Genomic DNA, 18,791 nt, shown 5'->3' on the forward strand with positions numbered 1-18,791 from the left:
GCGGGCCCGGCTTGGGTCTCTGGCAAGCAAGGGTTGGCACGGCGCGCCGTATCATGGGCGGGCGTGCTGGGTGCGGCCGCTGATCAGGCCGGTGACAGGCCCGGGAAGAACATCGGGATGACCGCCACACCAATGCCCAGCAGGCACCAGGCCACGATCGGCAGCCAGCCCGAGAACTGCTGGCAGCGTTCCGGCAAGCGGCGTCCTCCGATCCACAGCAGCAGGGTGAGCAGGCCCAGCGCGTAGGCGAGGGCGACAACCACCGGATGCACGTGGACGACCCGGCTGGGCGGCCACATCTGCTGCTGGTAGGCGGTGGTGTGTGCGACCAGCAGCAGGAACAGCAGGCTGCTGAGGGTGTTGATGGCGGTGCGGGCGTTCATTGCGGGGCACTCCTTGTGCCGGCTGCTGGAAACTGCAGGGGCGGCATTCTAGCGGCTGCGTGCCGGCAGTTGAAACGCCACTGTCATCGATGGCCGTCACCCTGCGGGGCTTTCCAGCCTTGGGGTGGTTGGCCGGCCGTGAACAGCGTGAGGATCTGGGAGAAGAGCTATGCGCTGCGGCGGCGGCTGCTGCGCGGCTTCTTCCTGCGCCGGGGTTCTGCCAGCGAAGATGCCGAGGATCTGGCGCAGGAGGTTTACCTGCGGCTGCTGCGCAGCACCGGTGAGCATGCCGACGCGGTCGAGAACCCGGAAGCCTACCTGTTCACCGTGGCCGCCAATCTTGCACGGGAGCACGCGCGCGCGCGTTCGTCGCTGCCGCCGCTGGAGGACGTCGACCTCCTGGCCGAAGTGTTGAAGAGCGAAGAAGACATCGAAGGCGAATTCGAGCGCGCGCAGCGCTGGAGCGATATCCGCAGCACCATCGCACGGCTGCCGGCGACCACGCGGCGGGTGATGGAGCTGCATTACCGCGACGGGCTGGACTGCCCGGCAATCAGCCAGCAGCTGCAGGTTTCGGTGCACATGGTGCGCAAGCATATCGGCAAGGGGCTGGACGCCTGCAGGAAGGCGCTGGGCGCCAGGGAGCTCACATGAAACGGAATCCATCGGGTGCGGCCGACGACGTGATCGCCAGCGAGGCCATGGCCTGGTTCCAGCGCAATCGCGAGGGCGTGCTGGGCGAAGCCGAGCGGGTTGCGTTGCTGGACTGGATGAAGCGCTCGCCGGAGCATGTGCGCGCCTATATGCACGCGCTCGCACTGCACCGGCAGGTTGGTGAGGCGCTGCAATCGGCATTGGCTGAAGAGGCCTCGGTGCCGCCACAGCAGGCCGCTGCCAAGGTCGTGCCGCTGTTCGGACACGCACAGGCCCCGCTGCGCAGTGCGCCGCACAGCCGTCGCACGCGTTGGTGGGTGGCGGCTGCCGCAGCCTGTATCGCCCTGCTCGGCGTGGGCCTGGTTCCGCAGCTGATGCCTACCGAGCAGCTTTACAGCGCCGGACATGGAGAAATTCGCGACCTGGTGCTGCCCGACCAGACCCAGGTGCGGCTCAACGCGGACAGCCGCCTGCGGGTGCGCATGGGCGGGTTCAGCCGCAAGGCGGAACTGCTGCAGGGCGAGGCGACGTTCGACATCGCACGCGATCGGCGCCCGTTCGAAGTGCAGGTGAACGGGTTGCAGATCCGCGATATCGGCACGGTGTTCGATGTGTCGCGACGGCTGCAGGGCACCCGCATCGGTGTGGTTTCCGGCGAGGTGGAAGTGTGGAGCCAGGGTGCGGATGCGCGGCGTCTTGCACAGCTGGGCAAAGGCCAGGTGGTGCAGGTCGACGCGCGCAGCCATGCCATGGAGTCGTTGGATGTGCCGCTGTCGATGCTGCTGGACTGGCAGCAACGCAAGGTCTCTTTCCTGGACGAGCGGCTGGATGAGGTGGCCGCCGCCTTCAACCGCCACAACCAGGTGCAGGTGCGGGTGCTGGATGAAGGTGCGGCGTCGGCGCGGTTGTCCGGCAGCCTGGATGCGCATCGCATCGGTGCGCTGCAGGCCTTCCTCGAACGCGACCCGCGTTTCGTGGTGAGGCGCGAAGGGGACACGGTGCGGGTCGGCAGTCGCTGAGGGCGGCGCGGCCGTGCACTGTCAGAAAAGATTCATCGAATCCGCGTTCTCCACTTCGGTGGAAGCGGGCTCTTACATGGGAGAAGCCGCTGTCGAGATGCACAGCGGCACCTGCTGCTTTTTCTCTTCCAAGGACCCGTGATGCGCAACACGCTTTACCTGTCGATCATCCTCGCCCTGTCTCCGTGCAGCGTACCGTCGGCTTTCGCGGCCGGTAGCGAAGGGCTGGAGGCGCGAGTGGCTACCCCGATCGCGGCGCAGCCGCTGGCGCGCGCGCTGGAGCAGTTGTCGCGCAGTTCCGGCGTGCAGTTCCTGTACTCGGCCAGCGGCGATGCCCGCATGGCCGGGGCGGTGCCGCGCGGTGCCACCGTCAAGCAGGCGCTGGACGCGCTGCTGGCAGGGACCGGCCTGGGCTACACCGTGGTGGATGGCAATGTCATCGCCATCGATCCGGCACCCGCACGCAACGAACCGAAGCCGGCCGCGCCGAAGCCGCGCGAGGCCGAGGCGGTGGTGGCGCCGACCCTGGGCACGGTGAAGGTGATTGCCGCGCATGAGGTGATCGACCAGAAGAAGACCTCGCCGGTGATCAAGGATTCGGTGGTCTACGACGAGATGGACAGCTACGGCGACGAGACGCTGGCCGAAAGCCTGATGGCCGCGCCGGGCCTGAGTGCCGTGGAGGATGCCGGTGAGCCCCGTTACGTGACGGTGCGCGGCGTGCAGGCCAACCTCAACTACACCACCATCGATGGCATCGCGATTGCCAGCGTGGGTGGCAGTGGCTCGGGTGAGCGCATGAACAACCTGCAGCTGATTCCCAGCGACATCGGCACCCGTACCGACATCTACAAGAGTTTCAGCGCCGAGCAGGCGCCGGACGCGATTGGCGGCGTGATCGACATCATCAGCCGCAGTGCCTTCGACCGTTCCGGAAAGTACGTGTTCGCCGACGTGGCCGGTATCTACTCCACGGCCGAGACCAATGTCGAGCGCAGCGCCGGTGGCAACCACGAGACCCTGGGCCACTTCGGCAAGAGCGCCAAGATGGTGTTCTCCAACCAGTTCGGTGCCGACCAGGAATTCGGCGTCGTCGCGGTGGCGCGCTATGAGCAGCGTTCGCGCAACAGCGTCAAGCGCTGGGTGGAGTCGAACTACTACTACAACGACGCCGGCAAGTACCTCACCGACGGCAGCACCGGGCCGGACGAGGCCAAGGGCTGGAACGGGCTGCGTGCGCCGGGCAATTTCAGCACCGGTACCTACACCAACTTCATCACCAACTTCGGTGGCTCGGCCAAGCTGGAATGGAAGCCGTCGGACGATCCTTTCTACGCATCGTTGCTGTTGTATTCGTACCGGTTCTACGAGAACTCGACGATGAACAAGACCGACCTGTACGGCAACGCCAAGTTTCCGATCCGCAACCAGACCGAAGACAGCGGCACCACCCAGATCAACAGCATCTACATCAAGAACCGCCACGACCGCTGGGACCGCAGCAACCGCGGCGCCATCGCCAGCTTCAATTGGGATATCGGTGATCGCTCGCGGCTGACCCTGCGCGGTGGCCATACCGAAGAGACCTTCCACAACAGCCAGGTCTACTGGGGGGTACGCGCCTACCCGAGCAACCTGTTCGTCGATTACGAGAACGACAGCCACGGCTTTCCCAATGCGGTGGCGGTTTCCGATTCCAGCCTGCTGACCAGCTCGGCGTTCAAGCTCAACCCGGCACAGGCCTATGTCTCGCCGCGCGACGCCAAGGAGAGCATCGACAACCTGCGTGCCGACTTCAGCTACAACGTCGACGCCGATGCGCGTGGCTTCGGCCTGGCCGCCGGCGCCGAATACCGCCATCTGAAGATCTGGCAGGACATCGACTTCGACTACTTCAAGAGCAGTGCCACGCTCAACGATTACCTGTATCCGGGTTCGACCCTGCTGGGCAGCGTGCCGGGCTTCCCGCTGATCGACAACCGCAAGTGGAACGAGGAGCTGGCACCGAGGCTGGGCAGCAACAACGCGGCCTATCCCAATGCCAACTTCACCAGCGACTACAAGTACGTGGAGGACATCACCAATGCCTATGTATCCGCGCACTACGCCTGGGACCGGCTGCTGCTGATCGGCGGCCTGCGCTACGACCACACGCGCTTCGATGCCTACAGCCCGTTCAGCGACGATGGCGGCACCACCTATACCTCTGCTTTCCGCAAGGCGAGCGGCGGCTACAACAACCTGCTGCCGTCCTTGAATGCGACGTTCAAGCTCACCGAGGACCAGCGCCTGCGCTTCTCCGCCAGCCGAACGCTGGGCCGGCCGACGCCAAGCAACATCGCCCAGGTCACCACCACCAGCTGTGGCGATGACGAGGAGGGCAGGGGCTTCTGCACGATCAAGCAGGGCAACGCCAACCTGCAGCCGCGACGTTCCACCAACATCGACCTGGCGTGGGACCTGTACTTCAATGGCAATAACGGCCTGGTCTCGATCGCGCTGTTCGACAAGGTGGTCAAGGACGACATCTACACCCTGACCACCTTCGAGAACGTGGGTGACACGCGCTACCGGGTCACCCAGCCGATGAACACCGATGAGTCCAGGCTGCGCGGCGTCGAGTTCGCGGTCGCCAACCGCAACCTGCAGTGGGGCCGCCAGCGCTTCGACATGTACTTCAACGCGACGCGGCTGGAAGGCCAGACCAACTACCGCATCAGTGATGGTACCGAGCGTCGCCTGGACCGTCTGTTGTACCAGCCGGACTGGTCGCTCAACGGCTCGGTGATCTGGCGCATGCCGTGGAAGAGCGCGCAGCTGCGTCTGTCTGGCACCTACCGCAGCCGGATGCTGGTCGACTTTGGTGATACCCAATGGCTGGATTCGTACTACGACCCGTACATGACCTTCAACATGGCCTTCAGCCACAAGGTCAGCAGGCACGTGACGCTGAAGTACGAGGCCAAGAACCTGTTCAACACGCAGCCGACCTACAGCACCGGTCCGAATGGGCGCTTCCGTACCGAGATCGACGACTACGGCCGCTTCTTCTACTTCCACATCATCTACAACTGAGGGCGCAGCCGTGGATACGATCAATCGCAGGCGATTCCTGGCCCTGGCCGGCCTGTCCGCTGCCGGCGCGTGGATGGGCACGGCGCACGCGCTGGCCGCACAGACCGATGCCGCCGCGCTGAACCCGCGCAACCTGCTGGCGTCGCCGCGGTTCGCCAGCACGCCGTTCACCCTGGGCGTGGCCTCGGGTGATCCTTCGGCCGATGGCATGGTGCTGTGGACACGGCTGGCGACCGAGCCGCTGGTGTTCGGCGGTGGCATGCCGACCCGGCCGATGGTGGTCGAATGGCAGCTGGCCGCGGACGAGGGCATGCGCAAGGTGGTACGCCAGGGTTCGGCGATGGCGCATCCCGAACTCGGCCACGCCGTGCACGTGGAGCTGGGTGGGTTGGCGCCCGCACGGCCTTACTGGTACCGCTTCACCGTAGGCGGCCACGCCAGTGCGGTCGGTTGCACCCGCACGCTGCCCGCAGCCACGGCCGCAGTGGATCGCGTGCGGTTTGCGGTGGCCGGTTGCCAGCACTACGAAGAAGGCCACTACACCGCGTGGCGGCGCATTGCCGAGGAACCGCTGGATTTCGTCTTCCACTACGGTGATTACATCTACGAAGGCGAAAGCCAGCCGGGCCTGCGGAAAATGAACGGCCAGCCGTTCACCAACCTGCGCAATCATGTCGGGCCGCAGACCTACACGCTGGACGACTACCGTCGCCGCTACGCCCAGTACAAGAGCGATGCCGACCTGCAGGCCGCGCATGCATCGGCGCCGTGGTTCGTCACCTTCGATGACCATGAAGTGGACAACAACTGGGCCGGCGCCGAAGACCAGGACGATACGCCCAGCGAAGTGTTCCTGCTGCGCCGCGCACAGGCGTTCCAGGCCTACTACGAGAACATGCCACTGCGCCGTTCGGCATTCCCGCGCGATGGCCATATGCAGATGTACCGGCGCGCACGCTATGGCACGCTGATGGACCTGCACCTGCTCGACACACGCCAGTACCGCAGCAAGCAGGTAAACATTGCGCTGCGCGAGGAAGTGGAATCACCGGCGCGCAGCATTGTGGGTGCGAAGCAGGAGCGCTGGCTGTTCGACGGCCTGGCCGATGCCGCGCCGCGCTGGCACACCATTGCCCACCAGGTGGCGTTGGGCAACTACATGCGCGAGAAGGACGGGATGGTGCAGTCGTCCGACGACCAATGGTCGGGCTATCTGGACAGCCGCCGGCGCCTGCTCGATCACATCCAGAAGGTCGGCTTCGGCAACGTGGTGACGGCGTGTGGCGACGCACACCGGCATTACGCCAGCGACCTGGTGCAGGACCATCGTGATTCAGGCGTGGTCTCCAGCGAGTTCCTTGCCACTTCGATCACTTCCGGCGCCGACGGCCAGGGCGTGGATGCGTACGCAAGGAATCAGCTCGCGCACAGCCCTTATCTGAGGGGGACCACCGACAAGCGTGGCTATGTGCTGTGCGATGTCACCCGTGATGCGTGGATCGGCGACATGAAAACGCTGGATACCGTGATGCAGCCAGATGGCGCACTGCAGAGCTGGAAGCGCTATGCGGTGGAGCACGGCCGGCCGGGGCTGCAGGAGGCCTGATCAGCCAGCACCACTGTAGAGTCGAGCCATGCTCGACTGCTTTTCGATCGTTCTTCGATCATTGACCGGAAAAAGCAGTCGAGCATGGCTCGACTCTACAAGGGCGGAGCGGCTCAATCGTGCTCGAACCGCAGTGGTTCGCTGCCCATCGCCGGGTCACTGGTGCCAGGACGCCCATCCTCGGCACGGCCCGCCAGGCGCAGCACACTCTCACCTGCGTTGACCTGCAGGTCATACCAGCCGGCGGTAGGCGTTGCATCCCACGCCAACGACGTCTCTGCATGCGCGGGCAGTGCCAGCGTCTGCTCGGGCATGTGCCCGGCATAGGCACCGGCATGCACGCGCACTTGCTGCGCGCTGTCACCCAGATTGCGCAGGTGCAGCCGCAGCTGGCCGTCCGCAGGCTCGACCGCAGCCTGTACGGCGGGTGCCTTGGCCGCCCCCTGGAAATGGCGGTGGAAGCCGTTCGGGCCCAGCAGCCACAGGTCGTAGCGACCGTGCACATCCAGCGGCCAGCGCTCCCGCAGTGGCGTGCCCGGTACCAGTGTATAGCGGCGTGGCACCGCACCCAGCCGCAGCCGATCGTAGACATGCAGGACCGCTGCCGCACCTTCGCAGGACAACACCAGTTCCACGCCCGATGTGTCGATCGCGGCAATCGATGCCTGCGGCCGATAGGGCAGGGCACGCGCCGGGCGTACGCCACGTTCCTGTTGCGCCGGTTCCAGCCCCTCCGGCAACGTCGGCACGGTGCGTCCCGGCAGGGCGGCGGCACGTGCGGCCACCGCGCTCACGTCGGGCAGGCCGGGTACGAACGGACGGGTATCGCGCTGGGCGAAGTCGAAGGCGTTGCTCAGGTCTCCGCAGACCGCACGGCGCCAGGGTGAGATATCCGGTGCGGCCACGCCGAAGCGGCGTTCGATCAGCCGTATGACCGAGGTGTGGTCGTACACCTGCGAATCGACCCAGCCACCGCGGCTCCATGGCGAAATCACGTACAGCGGCACGCGCGGACCCAGCCCATAGGGGCGGCCGCGCAGCTCGGCGGCGTCGTACTTTTCGTCGCCCGGTGCCGGATGGCGGTGGTATTCGCCTTCGGTACTGACCGAAGAGGTACCCGCCCAGCCACCGTTTATCGGTGACGGCGGTGCCGGTGGCGGCATGTGGTCGAAGAAGCCGTCGTTCTCGTCGAACATCAGCAGCAGGGCGGTGCGGCTCCACACCTCCGGATCGGCGGTCAGTGCATCCAGCACGCGTGCGGTATAGGCCGCGCCCTGGGCCGGGCTGGAGGGGCCGGGATGCTCGCTGCCCGCCGCGTCGGCAATGATGAAGCTGACCTGCGGCAGACGCCCATCGACCACGTCCTGGCGCAGCTGCGCCAGGCCACGGGTGCTGACGCCACGTGCGCGCAGCTGCGGGTCATGCCCCGGCGCAGCGCGGTAGGCCTGGCGGAACGCCTCGAAACCCGCCAGCGGGTTGTCGGTGAAGTTGTCGGCCATGTCCTGGTAGATCTGCCAGGACACACCCGCCTTCTGCAGGCGTTCGACATAGCTGGTCCAGCGATACGACGCCGGATGCCCGCCGTGCTCGGGGAAGTTGTCGTGCGAGTTGGCGATCACCGGGCCGCCAGCACGCGCGTGTGCATCATTGTGACCGGTCCACAGGAACACCCGGTTCGGGTTGGTTCCGGCCTGCATCGCGCAGTGGTAGGCGTCGCAGATGGTGAAGGCATCGGCCAGGGCGAACTGGAAGGGCAGGTCGCTGCGCTGGAAGTAGCCCATCGAGTGGTTCTGCTTGGCCTTCGGCCATTGCCCCATGCGTCCGTGGTCCCAGGCCCGTTGTGCATCCGGCCAGGTGTGCGGCGTGCCCTCCACCCGCATGTAGCCGAAGTGCGCAGCGGTATCCAGCGGGAATGGTGCGATCGCACGCTTGCCGCTGGCATCGGGTTGCAGCCACAGGCTGCGCGTGCGGCCGCCGGCCTGCAGTGCCGGCGCGGGAGCCACGAAGCGATCGCCGAAACCCCGTACGCCCGGCAGCGTGCCGAAGTAGTGGTCGAACGAGCGGTTCTCCTGCATGAACACCACGATGTGCTGCAGGTCTTCGAGGCTGCGCGTCTGCGCGGCGGGGGCGATCGCTGCGGCCCGGGCGATGCTGGGCAGCAGCGGGGAAAGGCCGGCGGCAACGCCGGCCTGCAACAACCGGCGTCGGCCGATATCAGTCACGGGCTCACTCACAGGTCCACACGGAAGGAGATGCCGACAGTGCGCGGGGCGCCGATGAAGGCGTTGTCGCGGCCGTCCACCCCTGCAAGATACCGCTTGTCGGTGAGGTTGCTCACCACCAGGTTGGCACCCATGCCCTTCAGGCGCGGCGACAGGCCCTGCAGGTCGAAGCCGATATTGGCGTTGAACACGGTGGCCGAAGGCAGCTTGTTGACGTTGGCGGCATCGAGGTAGCGCGTGCCCAGGTAGCGACCGGACAGGCCGAAGTTCCAGTTTTCGCCCTGCCAGTCGGCCGACAGCACCAGGGTCTGCTCGGGCTGGCCGATCACCTTGGCACCGTCGACGATGCCCAGCTGGGTATCACGTGCGGCATCGCCACTGCCCAGGTACTTGGAGCGGTTGTAGGTATAGGCGGCGTTGAGGCGCCAGCCGTTGTCCCAGCCATAGCCGAACGCCGCCTCCAGGCCGTTGCTTTCCACGCCGCCGAAGTTCTCGTAGACACCGTCGGTCTCGCCGAGGTAGTCGATGCCGCTGACGAAGCCGGCCGGCAGGTAGACGATGCGGTTATCGAACTTGATGTTGTACAGGGTGACCGAGGCGGTCAGCGGCCAGCGGCTGATGCGCATGCCCACTTCGATGTTGTCGGCGGTCTCCGGCTCGACGTTGCGGAAGCGCTGCGGGTCGGTCTCGCCGAGCACGCCGGAGGGAATGGCGGCGAAGTTCTGCGAGAAGCCAGCGAACAGCTCCATGCCTTCCATGCCGGGCGCCCAGGTGAAGCCGGTGGACAGCAGCGGATCGGACCTGGAATCGGATTTGACGTGCTCGCTGGCACCGATCACGCGGCGGCGCGACTGGTCGACGAAGAACTGCTTCACGCCCAGGCGTGCGCTGAACGGCCCGAAGCGGGCCACGTCCTCGACGTAGTACATCTGCTCGTCAACCTTGTACTTGTCCTCGAACTGCACCCAGTACGGCTGGTGATCGAAGGCGATGTCCTGGCCGACGTTGAGCAGGCGGTGCCAGTCGCGGCGCGCCGAGCGGTCCAGCTTCTCCACCCACAGGCCGCCGCGGATCGTGTTGTCGACCGCACCGAAGGTCTGCCGCCATTCGACGTCGGCGGTCACGCCCATGCGGTCGTTGTCGTAGTGGGTGTGGCGATACGACTGCGCGCCCAGTACGTTGCCGGCATAGCAGTTCGGATCGTACTCGGCAGTGAAGCCCAGCCGCGGCGTGCAGCTGGCCAGGCGCTGCGCGGCGCTGCCGTCGGGATTGACGAAGAAGATCTGGCCGCGGTTGCTGCCGCCATACACGGTCTTTCCACCGATGTACTCCGACTCGGGGCGACCGGCACCATCATTGCTGACCTGCGCCAGGTACGGTGGCAGCCAGTCGCCACGACCTTCCATGCGGTGCCCGTAAGCCGCCACCGAGGCCTTGAAGCCGTTGCCGCCGTCGAAGGCCGCGCGCAGGTAGCCGAAGGTGTTCTCGCGCAGCGCGCGCGAACCGGAGCGGTAGTTCTGGTCCAGGTAGGGGATGCCGGTGAGGGTGCCGACCAGGTTGTCGCGGTCCGGATTGGTGGCGAAGCCCTTCGGCGAGACGCTGGTGTACTCGGGCTCGTCGGCATCGTTGTAGGACAGGTAGCCGGTCAGCGTCCAGCGATCCAGCTCGGTGATGAACTTGCCGGCGATGTGGTCGTTGCTGGTCTTGCCGCTGCCGTCGATCCAGTCGTGCACGCGTGCCGATGAGGCGCTGACCCAGGCGCGGGTGTGGCCGCCGAGCAGGCCGGTGTCGTAGCGTACGTAGTACTTGCGTGCCTCGTTGTCACCGGCACCGACGACGAAGCGCAGGCGGCTGTCCTGCAGTGGGTCGCTGGTGAGGAAGTTGAGCGTGCCACCCAGCGCCTCGTTCGAGCGCGAGGAGATGTCGGCGGTGCCCTGGCTGACTTCCACCGTCTCCAGGTCCAGGGTGTCGATGTAGCGGTTGGCGAGCGAGCCGCCGCCGTAGCCGGAGCCGCCATTGGGCAGGCCGTCGATGGTGGTGCCGATCTGCTGGGTGTCACGGTTGGTCACGAAGCCGCGCATGCTGATCTGCGTACCCCACACCGACGAACCGGTGGCATCGGCCTCGCTGACCACCACGCCGGGCACTTCGTTGAGCGCGTCGTTGACGCTGCTCATCACGGTCTGCCGGTTCAGCGTCTCTGCGCGTACCGAGGTCTTGGCGTAGCTGGTGGCCTGGCCGATCACCTGGACCTGGTCGAGGGTGCGTGCATCGCTGCTGCGCGCTTCGCCCGTATCGCCCTGCGGTGCGTCGGCCAGGGCGTCCAGTGCGGGGGCGATCAGCAGGGCAAGCAGCGAGACACGGGGAAAGCGCGCAATCGTTCGCATCGAAACCGGACCTTCAAAAGGGGGAAGCTCTGGAGTGTCGGCAGCGGCAATGACATCGGCATGACGTGGCGGCGCACGAACGATGGCACTGTGGGGACGGTCACGGCCTTCGGTTATGCTCGGCGCTTCAATGGAGCTGAGGTGGTGGCGATGCAGAAGCGGTCGAGGATCTGGCTGGGGGGCGCAGCCCTGGTGCTGCTGGCAGGGTGCAACCGGACGCCGGCAGGCGAACAGGCGGCCGCACCGCCGCCATCGGCTGCAGGCGAGAGCGCCGCCGCGGCGGCAGCGCCGGCGGGTTCATTGGCAGCGGCCGACGGCACCGCACTCACCGACCGCGATGGCAAGCCGGTGCCGCTGGTGCCGTTCGACACCAGCAGCGTGCCGCTGAGCGATACCGCGCTGGGCGGACTGCCGTTCTTCAGCCTGCCGCAGGGCTACGTGCCGCAGAACGCCCCGCACCCGCGCGCCTGGGCGCGCTTCCCGTTCCGGATGGGCGAGGGTGTGCATTGGGTGGAAGGTCCGAGCTGGTCGGCACGCATCGTGACCGACAGTGAGGCGGCCCCCGACAAGGCGTTCTCCGCGCTGGAAGTGCAGCGCAACTTCGACGGTGTGATCACCGCCGCTGGCGGCCGGAAGGTCTTTGAAGGCAAGCTGCTGCGCGACATCTACTACGGCCGGCAACTGGAAGGCGAGATCGGTGGTGGCTTCATCGATGCGGTGAACGGTGAACAGGACGCACCCACCACCGTCTACGTGCTGCGCCAGGCCAACCGCACCGTGTGGGTGCAGCTGGCGGTGGACAGCAACGGCGCCGGTCTGGTGGTCGTGGATGACGTTCCGTTCAAGGCCACCGCGCAGTGGTCGGACAGTTTCCCGCACCTGTCCCTGCCGGCCGGCTATCGTGAGCGCAACACGCCCGAGCAGCGTGATTTCGATGCCTTCCCGTTCTGGACCGGAGATCACTTCGAACCGGTCGAGGGCCGCACCTTCGCTGCCGATTTCGACAAGGGCGAGCGCGAATACTCGATGCATGAAGTACGCCGCAACCTTGAGGCGATGATGGCCCAGGTCAACGGCACCAAGGTGTTCGAGGGGCGCATCCCGCACGAGGCGGCCGAGGGCGTGTCGAAGCAGGTGCAGTCGTCCTACGGCAACGCGGCCAGCTACAGCTGGGACAACTACGACACCGTGGTCTATCGCGTCGATCTGGCTGATGGCCGCCAGGTGTGGGTGCATGCTCGCCTCGAATACCTCAGCGCAGGCTGGGTCGTGGTCGAGCGCAAGGGTTTCACCCAGACCGCGGCGCTGCTGCCGGCCGATGCGTTGAAGAAGAAGCTGGACAGCGACGGCCGCGTGGCGATCCAGGTCAACTTCGCTACCGACAAGGCGCAGATCCTGCCGACGTCCGAACCGCAGCTGGCGCAGGTGCTGGACCTGCTGCGTGCCGACCCGTCGCTGAAACTGTCGATTGAAGGCCACACCGACAACAGTGGCGCGGCCGCGCACAACCGCAGCTTGTCCGAGGATCGGGCCCGGTCGGTGGTGGCGGCGTTGACCGCCAAGGGCATCGCCGCCGACCGCCTGCAGGCGGCCGGCTTCGGTGCCGACAGGCCGGTAGCCGACAATGGCAGCGAGCAAGGCAAAGCGCGCAATCGCCGGGTCGAGCTGGTCAAGCGCTGAACCACGCCCTCCTCAGTACCGCGCGTCCTTGGGTTTCGGGTCGCGCGGCCAGTCCTTGCTCTTGTTGGCGAAGTCCGGCCGCGGCTGGTTGATGAAGTAGCTGGCGATGTCCACCGCATCCTGGTCGGGCATCACCTGCTGGCCCAGTGGTGGCTCGCGGGTCACCGCCGGCGGCATGTTGTGCTTGACGAAACCGGCCGCCTTGTACAGGCGCGCCATGCCGGCGCCGATGTTGAAGCTGTGGTCGCCCCACAGTGGCGGGAAGGCGATATCACCGCTGGCATCGCGCCGGCCTTCGCCGTTGTCGCCATGGCAGGCGGCACACTGCACGGCGTACAGCGCCTGGCCACGGATCGGGTCCGGGGTCAGCGTGCTGTCGATGGGGCCCTCGCTGGGGGCGGCCACCTTTGCACCGTCTGGCACGGGACTGCTCAGCCACGCCATGTAGTCGAGCATCGCGCGCATCTGCGGTGAGTCCTTCGGTAGCGGCTTGCCGTTCATTGAGCGCTGCAGGCAGCCATTGATGCGCTCGGTCAGCCCGATCACCTTGCCCGGACGCGGCATGTAACGCGGATAGGCGCCGCCGCCGGTGTTGAAGTAGTGGTTGCCGAACGGTCGCTTGCCCTCGGCCATGTGGCACGAATTGCAGTTCAGATCGTTGCCGACGTTGTCCGGCAGCAGGCGCGCGGTCTCGTTGAGGATGCGGCGTCCAAGCATCACCGATTCTGCATTGCCCAGCCCGGCGATTTCTTCGGCGCTGGGCGCGTGGTAGTGCCCGACCACCTTGCCCTGCGCATCGAGGATATCGATCGTGCTGGCTACGGCAGCATCCAGGTCCGGGTACAGATGGCGATAGGCGAGGGTGCCGGCACCGGCCAGCAGCATGAGGGTGACCACGCTGCCGACCAGCAGGCGGGAGCGTTTGCGCGAACGTTTCATCGTGCGGCCTCCTGCGGAACGTAGTGCACCGGCTTGTCACGCACCACCCTGCGCATGCGCGCCACGTCGACCTCGCTCACCGCACTGGCCTGGTTGCCCCAGCTGCTGCGGATGAAGGTCAGGATCTGTGCCAGCTGCGCATTCGGCAGCTGCTCGAAGCCGGGCATGGTGAAGGCCATGCGGTCGTGCGGGGTATGCGGCGTGCGGCCGCCGATCAGGGTTACCTGTACCAGCGAGCTGGGATCATCGGCGAACACGATCGAGTTGCCGGCCAGGGCCGGATAGACGCGGGGCATGCCGCGCCCGTCGGCGCGATGGCAGGCCTGGCAGTGCTCGGCATAGGCCAGCGAGCCGGCCACGCGATAGTCGCCACTGCGCAGTGCGGCGGTGGTGGTGTCGGTACCCGGTGACCACTGTGCGTTGCGGCCCTCGCGTGCCGGCAGCTGTTTCAGGTAGCGGGCCATCGCCAGCAGGTCGGCGTCGGACAGGTACTGGGTGCTGTGCTCGACCACATCGGCCATGCCACCGAAGGCCGCGGAGCGATCGGTGCGTCCGGTGCGCAGGAAGTCGACGATCTCGCCCTCGCTCCAGCTGGCGAGGCCGGTCGACTCGTTGCGCAGGTTCTTCGCGTACCAGCCTTCGAGCACCGAGCCGGACAGGAACTGGCGGCTGCCATCATCGGCCATCGCCTTTTCCTGGAACGCCAGGCCACGTGGCGTGTGGCAGGCACCGCAGTGGGCCAGGCCTTCCACCAGTTCGGCGCCGCGCTGCTGGCCTGCATCCAACGACGGATCCGGGTTGAACGTGCGCGGGCGTGCGAACAGCAGCTGCCACCAGGCCAGTGGCCAGCGCATGTTGGCCGGCCAAGGGATCGTGCTGTCGGCGTTGCCCTGCTTCACCGGCTGCACCGAGCCCATGAAGTAGGCGTACAGCGCCTTGATCTCGGCATCGCTGGCGATCACGTATGAGGCATACGGCATTGCCGGATACAACGGCTGCCCATCGTGACGGATGCCGCGACGGACCGCGCGCTCGAAGTCGGCGTAGTCGTAGGCGCCAATGCCGGTGTCCGGATCGGGCGTGATGTTGGTCGAGTAGATCGTGCCCATCGGCGTCTGCATACCGAGGCCACCGGCGAACGGCTTGCCGCCCGGCGCAGTGTGGCAGGCGGCGCAGTCGGCGGCGCGCGACAGGTACTGTCCCTGCGCGATCAGCGTCGGATCGTGGATGTCGACCTGCGCCGTCTGTCGCGGTGCGAACCAGTAGGGCGTGGTGCGGGCGATGCCGTAGGCGGCGGCCAACGTGGCGGCCAGGGCAATGGCGAGCTTGAGCGAGGTGCGCATGGCGGCACTGTGGGCAATCCCGCGCGCGCGTTCATTGATCCGGATCAATGACTGAACGGATACAGCTTGTACACCAAGCTGAATCGTTCCTGCGTTGTCATCAAGCCGTCATCCGCGCGCGATAGATGACCCACGCCCGCGTCGCTAACCTGCCACGCTGTCGCACCTTTTCCCCGATTGCCCATGAAGCGCCTGCTGCTGTTGTTGCTGGCGTGCGCCGGCCTGTGGCTGGCTGCATGCTCGTCCTCGATCAATGCCTCGTCCACCTCGCTCGCCGATCGGCTGATCGCGCCGGGTGGCGTATCGACCCTGCTCGATCGCCCGCGCATTGCCGCGGCCATCGCCGAACTGCCCAACCGCCATGGCTTCGCGCCGGGCCGCGATGGCGTGCCGATCTTCTGGCGTGTGTTCGATCCCGGCGATTACGGCGCGCGTTACCACTACCTGCCGCAGCGCCATGAGAACGGCCTGCCGCTGGATACCGGCCTGAGCCTGGCGGTGCCGCAGCCGTTCCGCGCGCAGACGCCGCGCGGCACCGTAGTGCTGCTGCACGGCTGGATGATGAACGGTGATTCGATGCTGCCGTGGTCGCTGCAGCTGGCCGAGTCCGGCTACCGCGTGATCACCCTGGACCTGCGCAACCATGGCCAGTCCGGTGCCGGTCCGTCCGGATACGGCACCTACGAATCCGATGACGTGGTTGATGTGATCGGTGAGCTGCGTGCACGCGGTGAAGTGACCGGTCCGTTGTACCTGTTCGGTGTGTCCTACGGCGCGGCCACGGCGGTGTTCACCGCCGACAAGCTGGGCGACCAGGTGGAAGGCGTGGTGGCGATGGAATCGTTCGCCAATGCCGGTGTGGCGATCCGCACCATGATCCCGCACCTGATGGGACTGCAGCCGGAAGGCCTGAAGGCGCAGGCGGTGGCGTCGTACGCGCGCTGGCGCTACGGCGGCCAGGACATCAACCAGGTGATCGCCGCCGCCAGCCGCCGCATCGATGTTGACCTGGACCGCGTGGACGTGGCGCGCGCGCTGGCCGATACCCGCGCCTGCGTACTGCTGCTGCACGGGCAGGGCGACCAGCACATTCCGGTCAGCCAGGGCCGCGAACTGGCCCAGGCCAATCCGCGCGCGCACTACATCGAGATGCGCGGCGAGGACCACATCACCCTGCCGCTGCGACTGGACCTGCTGGCGGGCGTGGTCGATGACTGGATGGCGCGCGACGAGCACCATCCGCAGAGCGCGTGCCCGGCACCACAGCTGCCGGCCCAGGCCGAGTGGCTGGTGCACGACACCAACCTGCCGGTGAAGGCTCCAACGCGCGGTTGAACAAAAAAGGGGACGGAGGGGATTAAGTCGTTTCCCGCACACCTGGGCCAGAAACGACTTAATCCCCTCCGTCCCCTTTTTCTGTCAGGGCAGGCGTCGTGCCAGTGAGCGCGCCGACGCGGCGACGCCCAGCAGCAACGCGGCCACGCACAGGAAGGCGAAGCCGAGGCTGGTGGCGTGTGCGAGTGCGCCGATCGCGGCCGGACCGGCGAGGATGCCGGCATACCCCAGCGTGGTGACCGCGGTGATGGCGATGCTCTCCGGCATCACCCGCTGTTGGCCCGCCATCGAGAACAGCGCCGGCACGATGTTGGCGCAGCCCAGCCCGACCAGTACGTAGCCGGCCAGCGCCACCGGGAACGATGGGACCAGCGTCGCCAGGGTGAATCCCGCAGCCGCGGTGATGCCGCCGAAGACCAGGGTGCGGGTCCGGCCGAGGCGCTCGACGATGCCGTCGCCGAACAGGCGCATCGCGGTCATCGCCAGGGTGAACAGTGCGAAGCCGGCACCGGCCTGGTCACGTGGCACCTGCCGCACTTCGGCGAGGAACACCGCGCTCCAGTCCAGCATCGAGCCCTCGGCGAGGAACACCACGAAGGCCAGCACGCCGATGAACAGCACCACGCCATGCGGCAGTGCCAGCAGGGGGCCTTCATGCAGGATCCGTTGTGGGCGCCAGTGCGGTGCCGACAGCACTGCCACCAGCAGCAGTGCCGCCACCGACACCAGCGCGGCCAGCCAGAGTGGAGTGCCGAGGATCAGCAGGCCCGTCATGCAACCGGCACCGACGAAACCACCGACGCTGTAGAAGGCGTGGAAGCCGGACATCATCGCGCGCCCGGCGTCGCGTTCGACCGCCACCGCCTGCATGTTCACCGTGCAGTCCATCGCACCCACGCCGGCACCGAACACGAACAGGGCAGCACCCAGCGCGAAAGGCGAGGGGGCAAGCGCCAGCAGTGGCAGTGCCAGCAGCACCATCGCGCAGGTGGCCACCAGCAGCCGGCGGCACCCCAGCCGCCCGGTCAGCGCACCCGCCAGCGGCATCGCCAGCAACGAGCCCAGGCCGAGGCACAGCAGTACCGCGCCGAGGCTGGCATCGGACAACCCGGCCTTGGCTTTGGCATAGGGCACCATCGGCGCCCATGCGGCGGTGGCGAATCCAGGGATGAAGAAGGCGGCACGGGTGGCGTGCTGTTGGGCACGTGGGGATGAAGGCGTCATGCGCGGTGCGAAGCTCCAGGGGGTGTCCATGAAAACGTTTTCAGGACGGCTCGGCAAGTGCCATGCGTGACATCGGGTGACGCATACGAATGCAGTGACCCGATCGCGTCACTGGCGATTAACGTCGCCCACGGACAGTGGCTGCACGGTCGGCATTCCGCCGCCCGCTGCCGGAGACCTGTACATGAGCACGACACCGACCATCCTCCTCGTCCATGGCTTCTGGGGCGGGGCCGCACACTGGGCCAAGGTGATCCTGGAACTGCATCGCAATGGCCACGATCGTGTGCAGGCGGTGGAGCTGCCGCTCACGTCGTTGGCTGATGATGCAGGACGCACCCGGAAAATGATCCGGCAGATCGGCGGGCCGGTGCTGCTGGTCGGTCACTCCTATGGCGGCGCGGTGATCAGCCAGGCTGGCAACGAGGACAACGTGAAGGGCCTGGTCTACATCGCCGCTTTCGCGCCTGATGCCGGCGAGAGCCCTGGTGGCATTACCCAGCAGCACCTGCCGGAGGCGGCGCCGAACCTGGCACCGGACAGCGATGGCTACCTGTGGCTGCGTGCGGACAAGTTCCATGAGAGCTTCTGCCAGGATCTGAGCGAAGACGAGGGCCGGGTGATGGCGGTGACCCAGAAGGCACCGCTGGCCAGCACCTTCGGTGATGCGGTGAGCGACCCGGCGTGGAAGCACAGGCCGAGCTGGTACCAGCTGTCACGCCACGACCGCATGATCGCGCCGGAGAACCAGAGGGCCATGGCCACGCGCATGCAGCCCAAACGACTGCTGGAGCTGGATGCCAGCCATGCCTCGCTGGCCTCGCAGCCGAAGGACGTGACCGCGCTGATCCTGGAGGCCTGCGCCGCCATCGGCGGCTGAGCCTGCGGCAGCGCGCCGCACCACAGCACATCGCACGACAGCCG

General features: G+C 66.7%; 13 protein-coding genes. 7 read left to right on the plus strand and 6 right to left on the minus strand.

The window, feature by feature from the left end; genetic code table 11:
- Positions 1-83: 83 nt before the first annotated feature.
- Complete coding sequence (locus SriyCCGPB3_RS07755; RefSeq protein WP_180847936.1) at positions 84-383, minus strand: hypothetical protein; 300 nt, start codon at positions 381-383, stop codon at positions 84-86.
- 138 nt (positions 384-521) lie between these two features.
- On the opposite strand from SriyCCGPB3_RS07755, the gene SriyCCGPB3_RS07760 reads away from it, so the two are divergent.
- The 4 genes from SriyCCGPB3_RS07760 (at position 522) to SriyCCGPB3_RS07775 (ending at position 6,737) form a co-directional block, all read left to right on the plus strand.
- The gene (locus tag SriyCCGPB3_RS07760; protein WP_032128424.1) at positions 522-1,037 is read left to right on the plus strand and encodes an RNA polymerase sigma factor; all 516 of its coding nucleotides are present in this window, start codon (positions 522-524) and stop codon (positions 1,035-1,037) included.
- Entirely contained in the window at positions 1,034-2,056 is a 1,023-nt protein-coding gene (locus SriyCCGPB3_RS07765) for a FecR family protein (RefSeq protein ID WP_350260049.1), read from the plus strand. Before SriyCCGPB3_RS07760 ends, SriyCCGPB3_RS07765 begins: the two co-directional genes overlap by 4 nt.
- Positions 2,057-2,197: 141 nt before the next feature.
- Complete coding sequence (locus SriyCCGPB3_RS07770) at positions 2,198-5,131, plus strand: TonB-dependent receptor (RefSeq protein WP_350260050.1); 2,934 nt, start codon at positions 2,198-2,200, stop codon at positions 5,129-5,131.
- 10 nt (positions 5,132-5,141) lie between these two features.
- Positions 5,142-6,737 (plus strand): alkaline phosphatase D family protein, encoded by a 1,596-nt coding sequence (locus tag SriyCCGPB3_RS07775; RefSeq protein ID WP_350260051.1) that lies wholly within the window; start codon positions 5,142-5,144, stop codon positions 6,735-6,737.
- Positions 6,738-6,850: 113 nt separating this feature from the next.
- Here the strand turns inward: SriyCCGPB3_RS07775 and SriyCCGPB3_RS07780 are convergent, their stop codons facing one another.
- Together SriyCCGPB3_RS07780 and SriyCCGPB3_RS07785 are read right to left on the minus strand one after the other, a co-directional pair.
- A complete protein-coding gene (locus tag SriyCCGPB3_RS07780) occupies positions 6,851-8,959 on the minus strand; it encodes a phosphocholine-specific phospholipase C (protein ID WP_350260052.1) in 2,109 nt (702 codons plus the stop codon).
- An 8-nt stretch (positions 8,960-8,967) separates the two neighbouring features.
- Positions 8,968-11,346, minus strand: a complete 2,379-nt coding sequence (locus SriyCCGPB3_RS07785) for a TonB-dependent receptor domain-containing protein (RefSeq protein WP_180855336.1) — start codon at positions 11,344-11,346, stop codon at positions 8,968-8,970.
- Between the two features lie 150 nt (positions 11,347-11,496).
- Between SriyCCGPB3_RS07785 and SriyCCGPB3_RS07790 the strand changes: the two genes are divergently transcribed.
- Positions 11,497-13,026 (plus strand): OmpA family protein, encoded by a 1,530-nt coding sequence (locus SriyCCGPB3_RS07790; RefSeq protein ID WP_350260053.1) that lies wholly within the window; start codon positions 11,497-11,499, stop codon positions 13,024-13,026.
- Between the two features lie 12 nt (positions 13,027-13,038).
- On the opposite strand, the gene SriyCCGPB3_RS07795 is transcribed toward SriyCCGPB3_RS07790, so the two are convergent.
- Positions 13,039-13,965, minus strand: coding sequence for a c-type cytochrome (locus SriyCCGPB3_RS07795; RefSeq protein ID WP_153855145.1), 927 nt, complete (start codon positions 13,963-13,965; stop codon positions 13,039-13,041).
- Positions 13,962-15,308 (minus strand): c-type cytochrome, encoded by a 1,347-nt coding sequence (locus tag SriyCCGPB3_RS07800; RefSeq protein WP_350260054.1) that lies wholly within the window; start codon positions 15,306-15,308, stop codon positions 13,962-13,964. Before SriyCCGPB3_RS07800 ends, SriyCCGPB3_RS07795 begins: the two co-directional genes overlap by 4 nt.
- 183 nt (positions 15,309-15,491) lie before the next feature.
- Between SriyCCGPB3_RS07800 and SriyCCGPB3_RS07805 the strand changes: the two genes are divergently transcribed.
- Positions 15,492-16,643, plus strand: coding sequence for an alpha/beta fold hydrolase (locus SriyCCGPB3_RS07805; protein ID WP_110711901.1), 1,152 nt, complete (start codon positions 15,492-15,494; stop codon positions 16,641-16,643).
- A gap of 84 nt (positions 16,644-16,727) precedes the next feature.
- On the opposite strand, the gene SriyCCGPB3_RS07810 is transcribed toward SriyCCGPB3_RS07805, so the two are convergent.
- Positions 16,728-17,867 carry an MFS transporter gene (locus tag SriyCCGPB3_RS07810; protein ID WP_350260361.1) on the minus strand — a complete coding sequence of 380 codons (1,140 nt, stop codon included), beginning with the start codon at positions 17,865-17,867 and terminating at the stop codon, positions 16,728-16,730.
- A 184-nt stretch (positions 17,868-18,051) separates the two neighbouring features.
- Here SriyCCGPB3_RS07810 and SriyCCGPB3_RS07815 point away from each other — a divergent pair, with 184 nt between their 5' ends.
- Positions 18,052-18,747, plus strand: a complete 696-nt coding sequence (locus SriyCCGPB3_RS07815; RefSeq protein WP_153855143.1) for an alpha/beta hydrolase — start codon at positions 18,052-18,054, stop codon at positions 18,745-18,747.
- Positions 18,748-18,791: the final 44 nt, after the last annotated feature.

The sequence above is a fragment of the Stenotrophomonas riyadhensis genome, assembly GCF_040256885.1.
Classification (GTDB): Bacteria; Pseudomonadota; Gammaproteobacteria; order Xanthomonadales; family Xanthomonadaceae; genus Stenotrophomonas; species Stenotrophomonas riyadhensis.

What these genes read in the sequence shown, in the direction of transcription:
- SriyCCGPB3_RS07810 (WP_350260361.1), bottom strand. Translation starts at nt 17,867, where the DNA reads ATGACGCCTTCATCCCCACGTGCCCAACAGCACGCCACCCGTGCCGCC.
- SriyCCGPB3_RS07795 (WP_153855145.1), bottom strand. Translation starts at nt 13,965, where the DNA reads ATGAAACGTTCGCGCAAACGCTCCCGCCTGCTGGTCGGCAGCGTGGTC.
- SriyCCGPB3_RS07785 (WP_180855336.1), bottom strand. Translation starts at nt 11,346, where the DNA reads ATGCGAACGATTGCGCGCTTTCCCCGTGTCTCGCTGCTTGCCCTGCTG.
- SriyCCGPB3_RS07790 (WP_350260053.1), top strand. Translation starts at nt 11,497, where the DNA reads ATGCAGAAGCGGTCGAGGATCTGGCTGGGGGGCGCAGCCCTGGTGCTG.
- SriyCCGPB3_RS07755 (WP_180847936.1), bottom strand. Translation starts at nt 383, where the DNA reads ATGAACGCCCGCACCGCCATCAACACCCTCAGCAGCCTGCTGTTCCTG.
- SriyCCGPB3_RS07800 (WP_350260054.1), bottom strand. Translation starts at nt 15,308, where the DNA reads ATGCGCACCTCGCTCAAGCTCGCCATTGCCCTGGCCGCCACGTTGGCC.
- SriyCCGPB3_RS07815 (WP_153855143.1), top strand. Translation starts at nt 18,052, where the DNA reads ATGAGCACGACACCGACCATCCTCCTCGTCCATGGCTTCTGGGGCGGG.
- SriyCCGPB3_RS07765 (WP_350260049.1), top strand. Translation starts at nt 1,034, where the DNA reads ATGAAACGGAATCCATCGGGTGCGGCCGACGACGTGATCGCCAGCGAG.
- SriyCCGPB3_RS07805 (WP_110711901.1), top strand. Translation starts at nt 15,492, where the DNA reads ATGAAGCGCCTGCTGCTGTTGTTGCTGGCGTGCGCCGGCCTGTGGCTG.
- SriyCCGPB3_RS07770 (WP_350260050.1), top strand. Translation starts at nt 2,198, where the DNA reads ATGCGCAACACGCTTTACCTGTCGATCATCCTCGCCCTGTCTCCGTGC.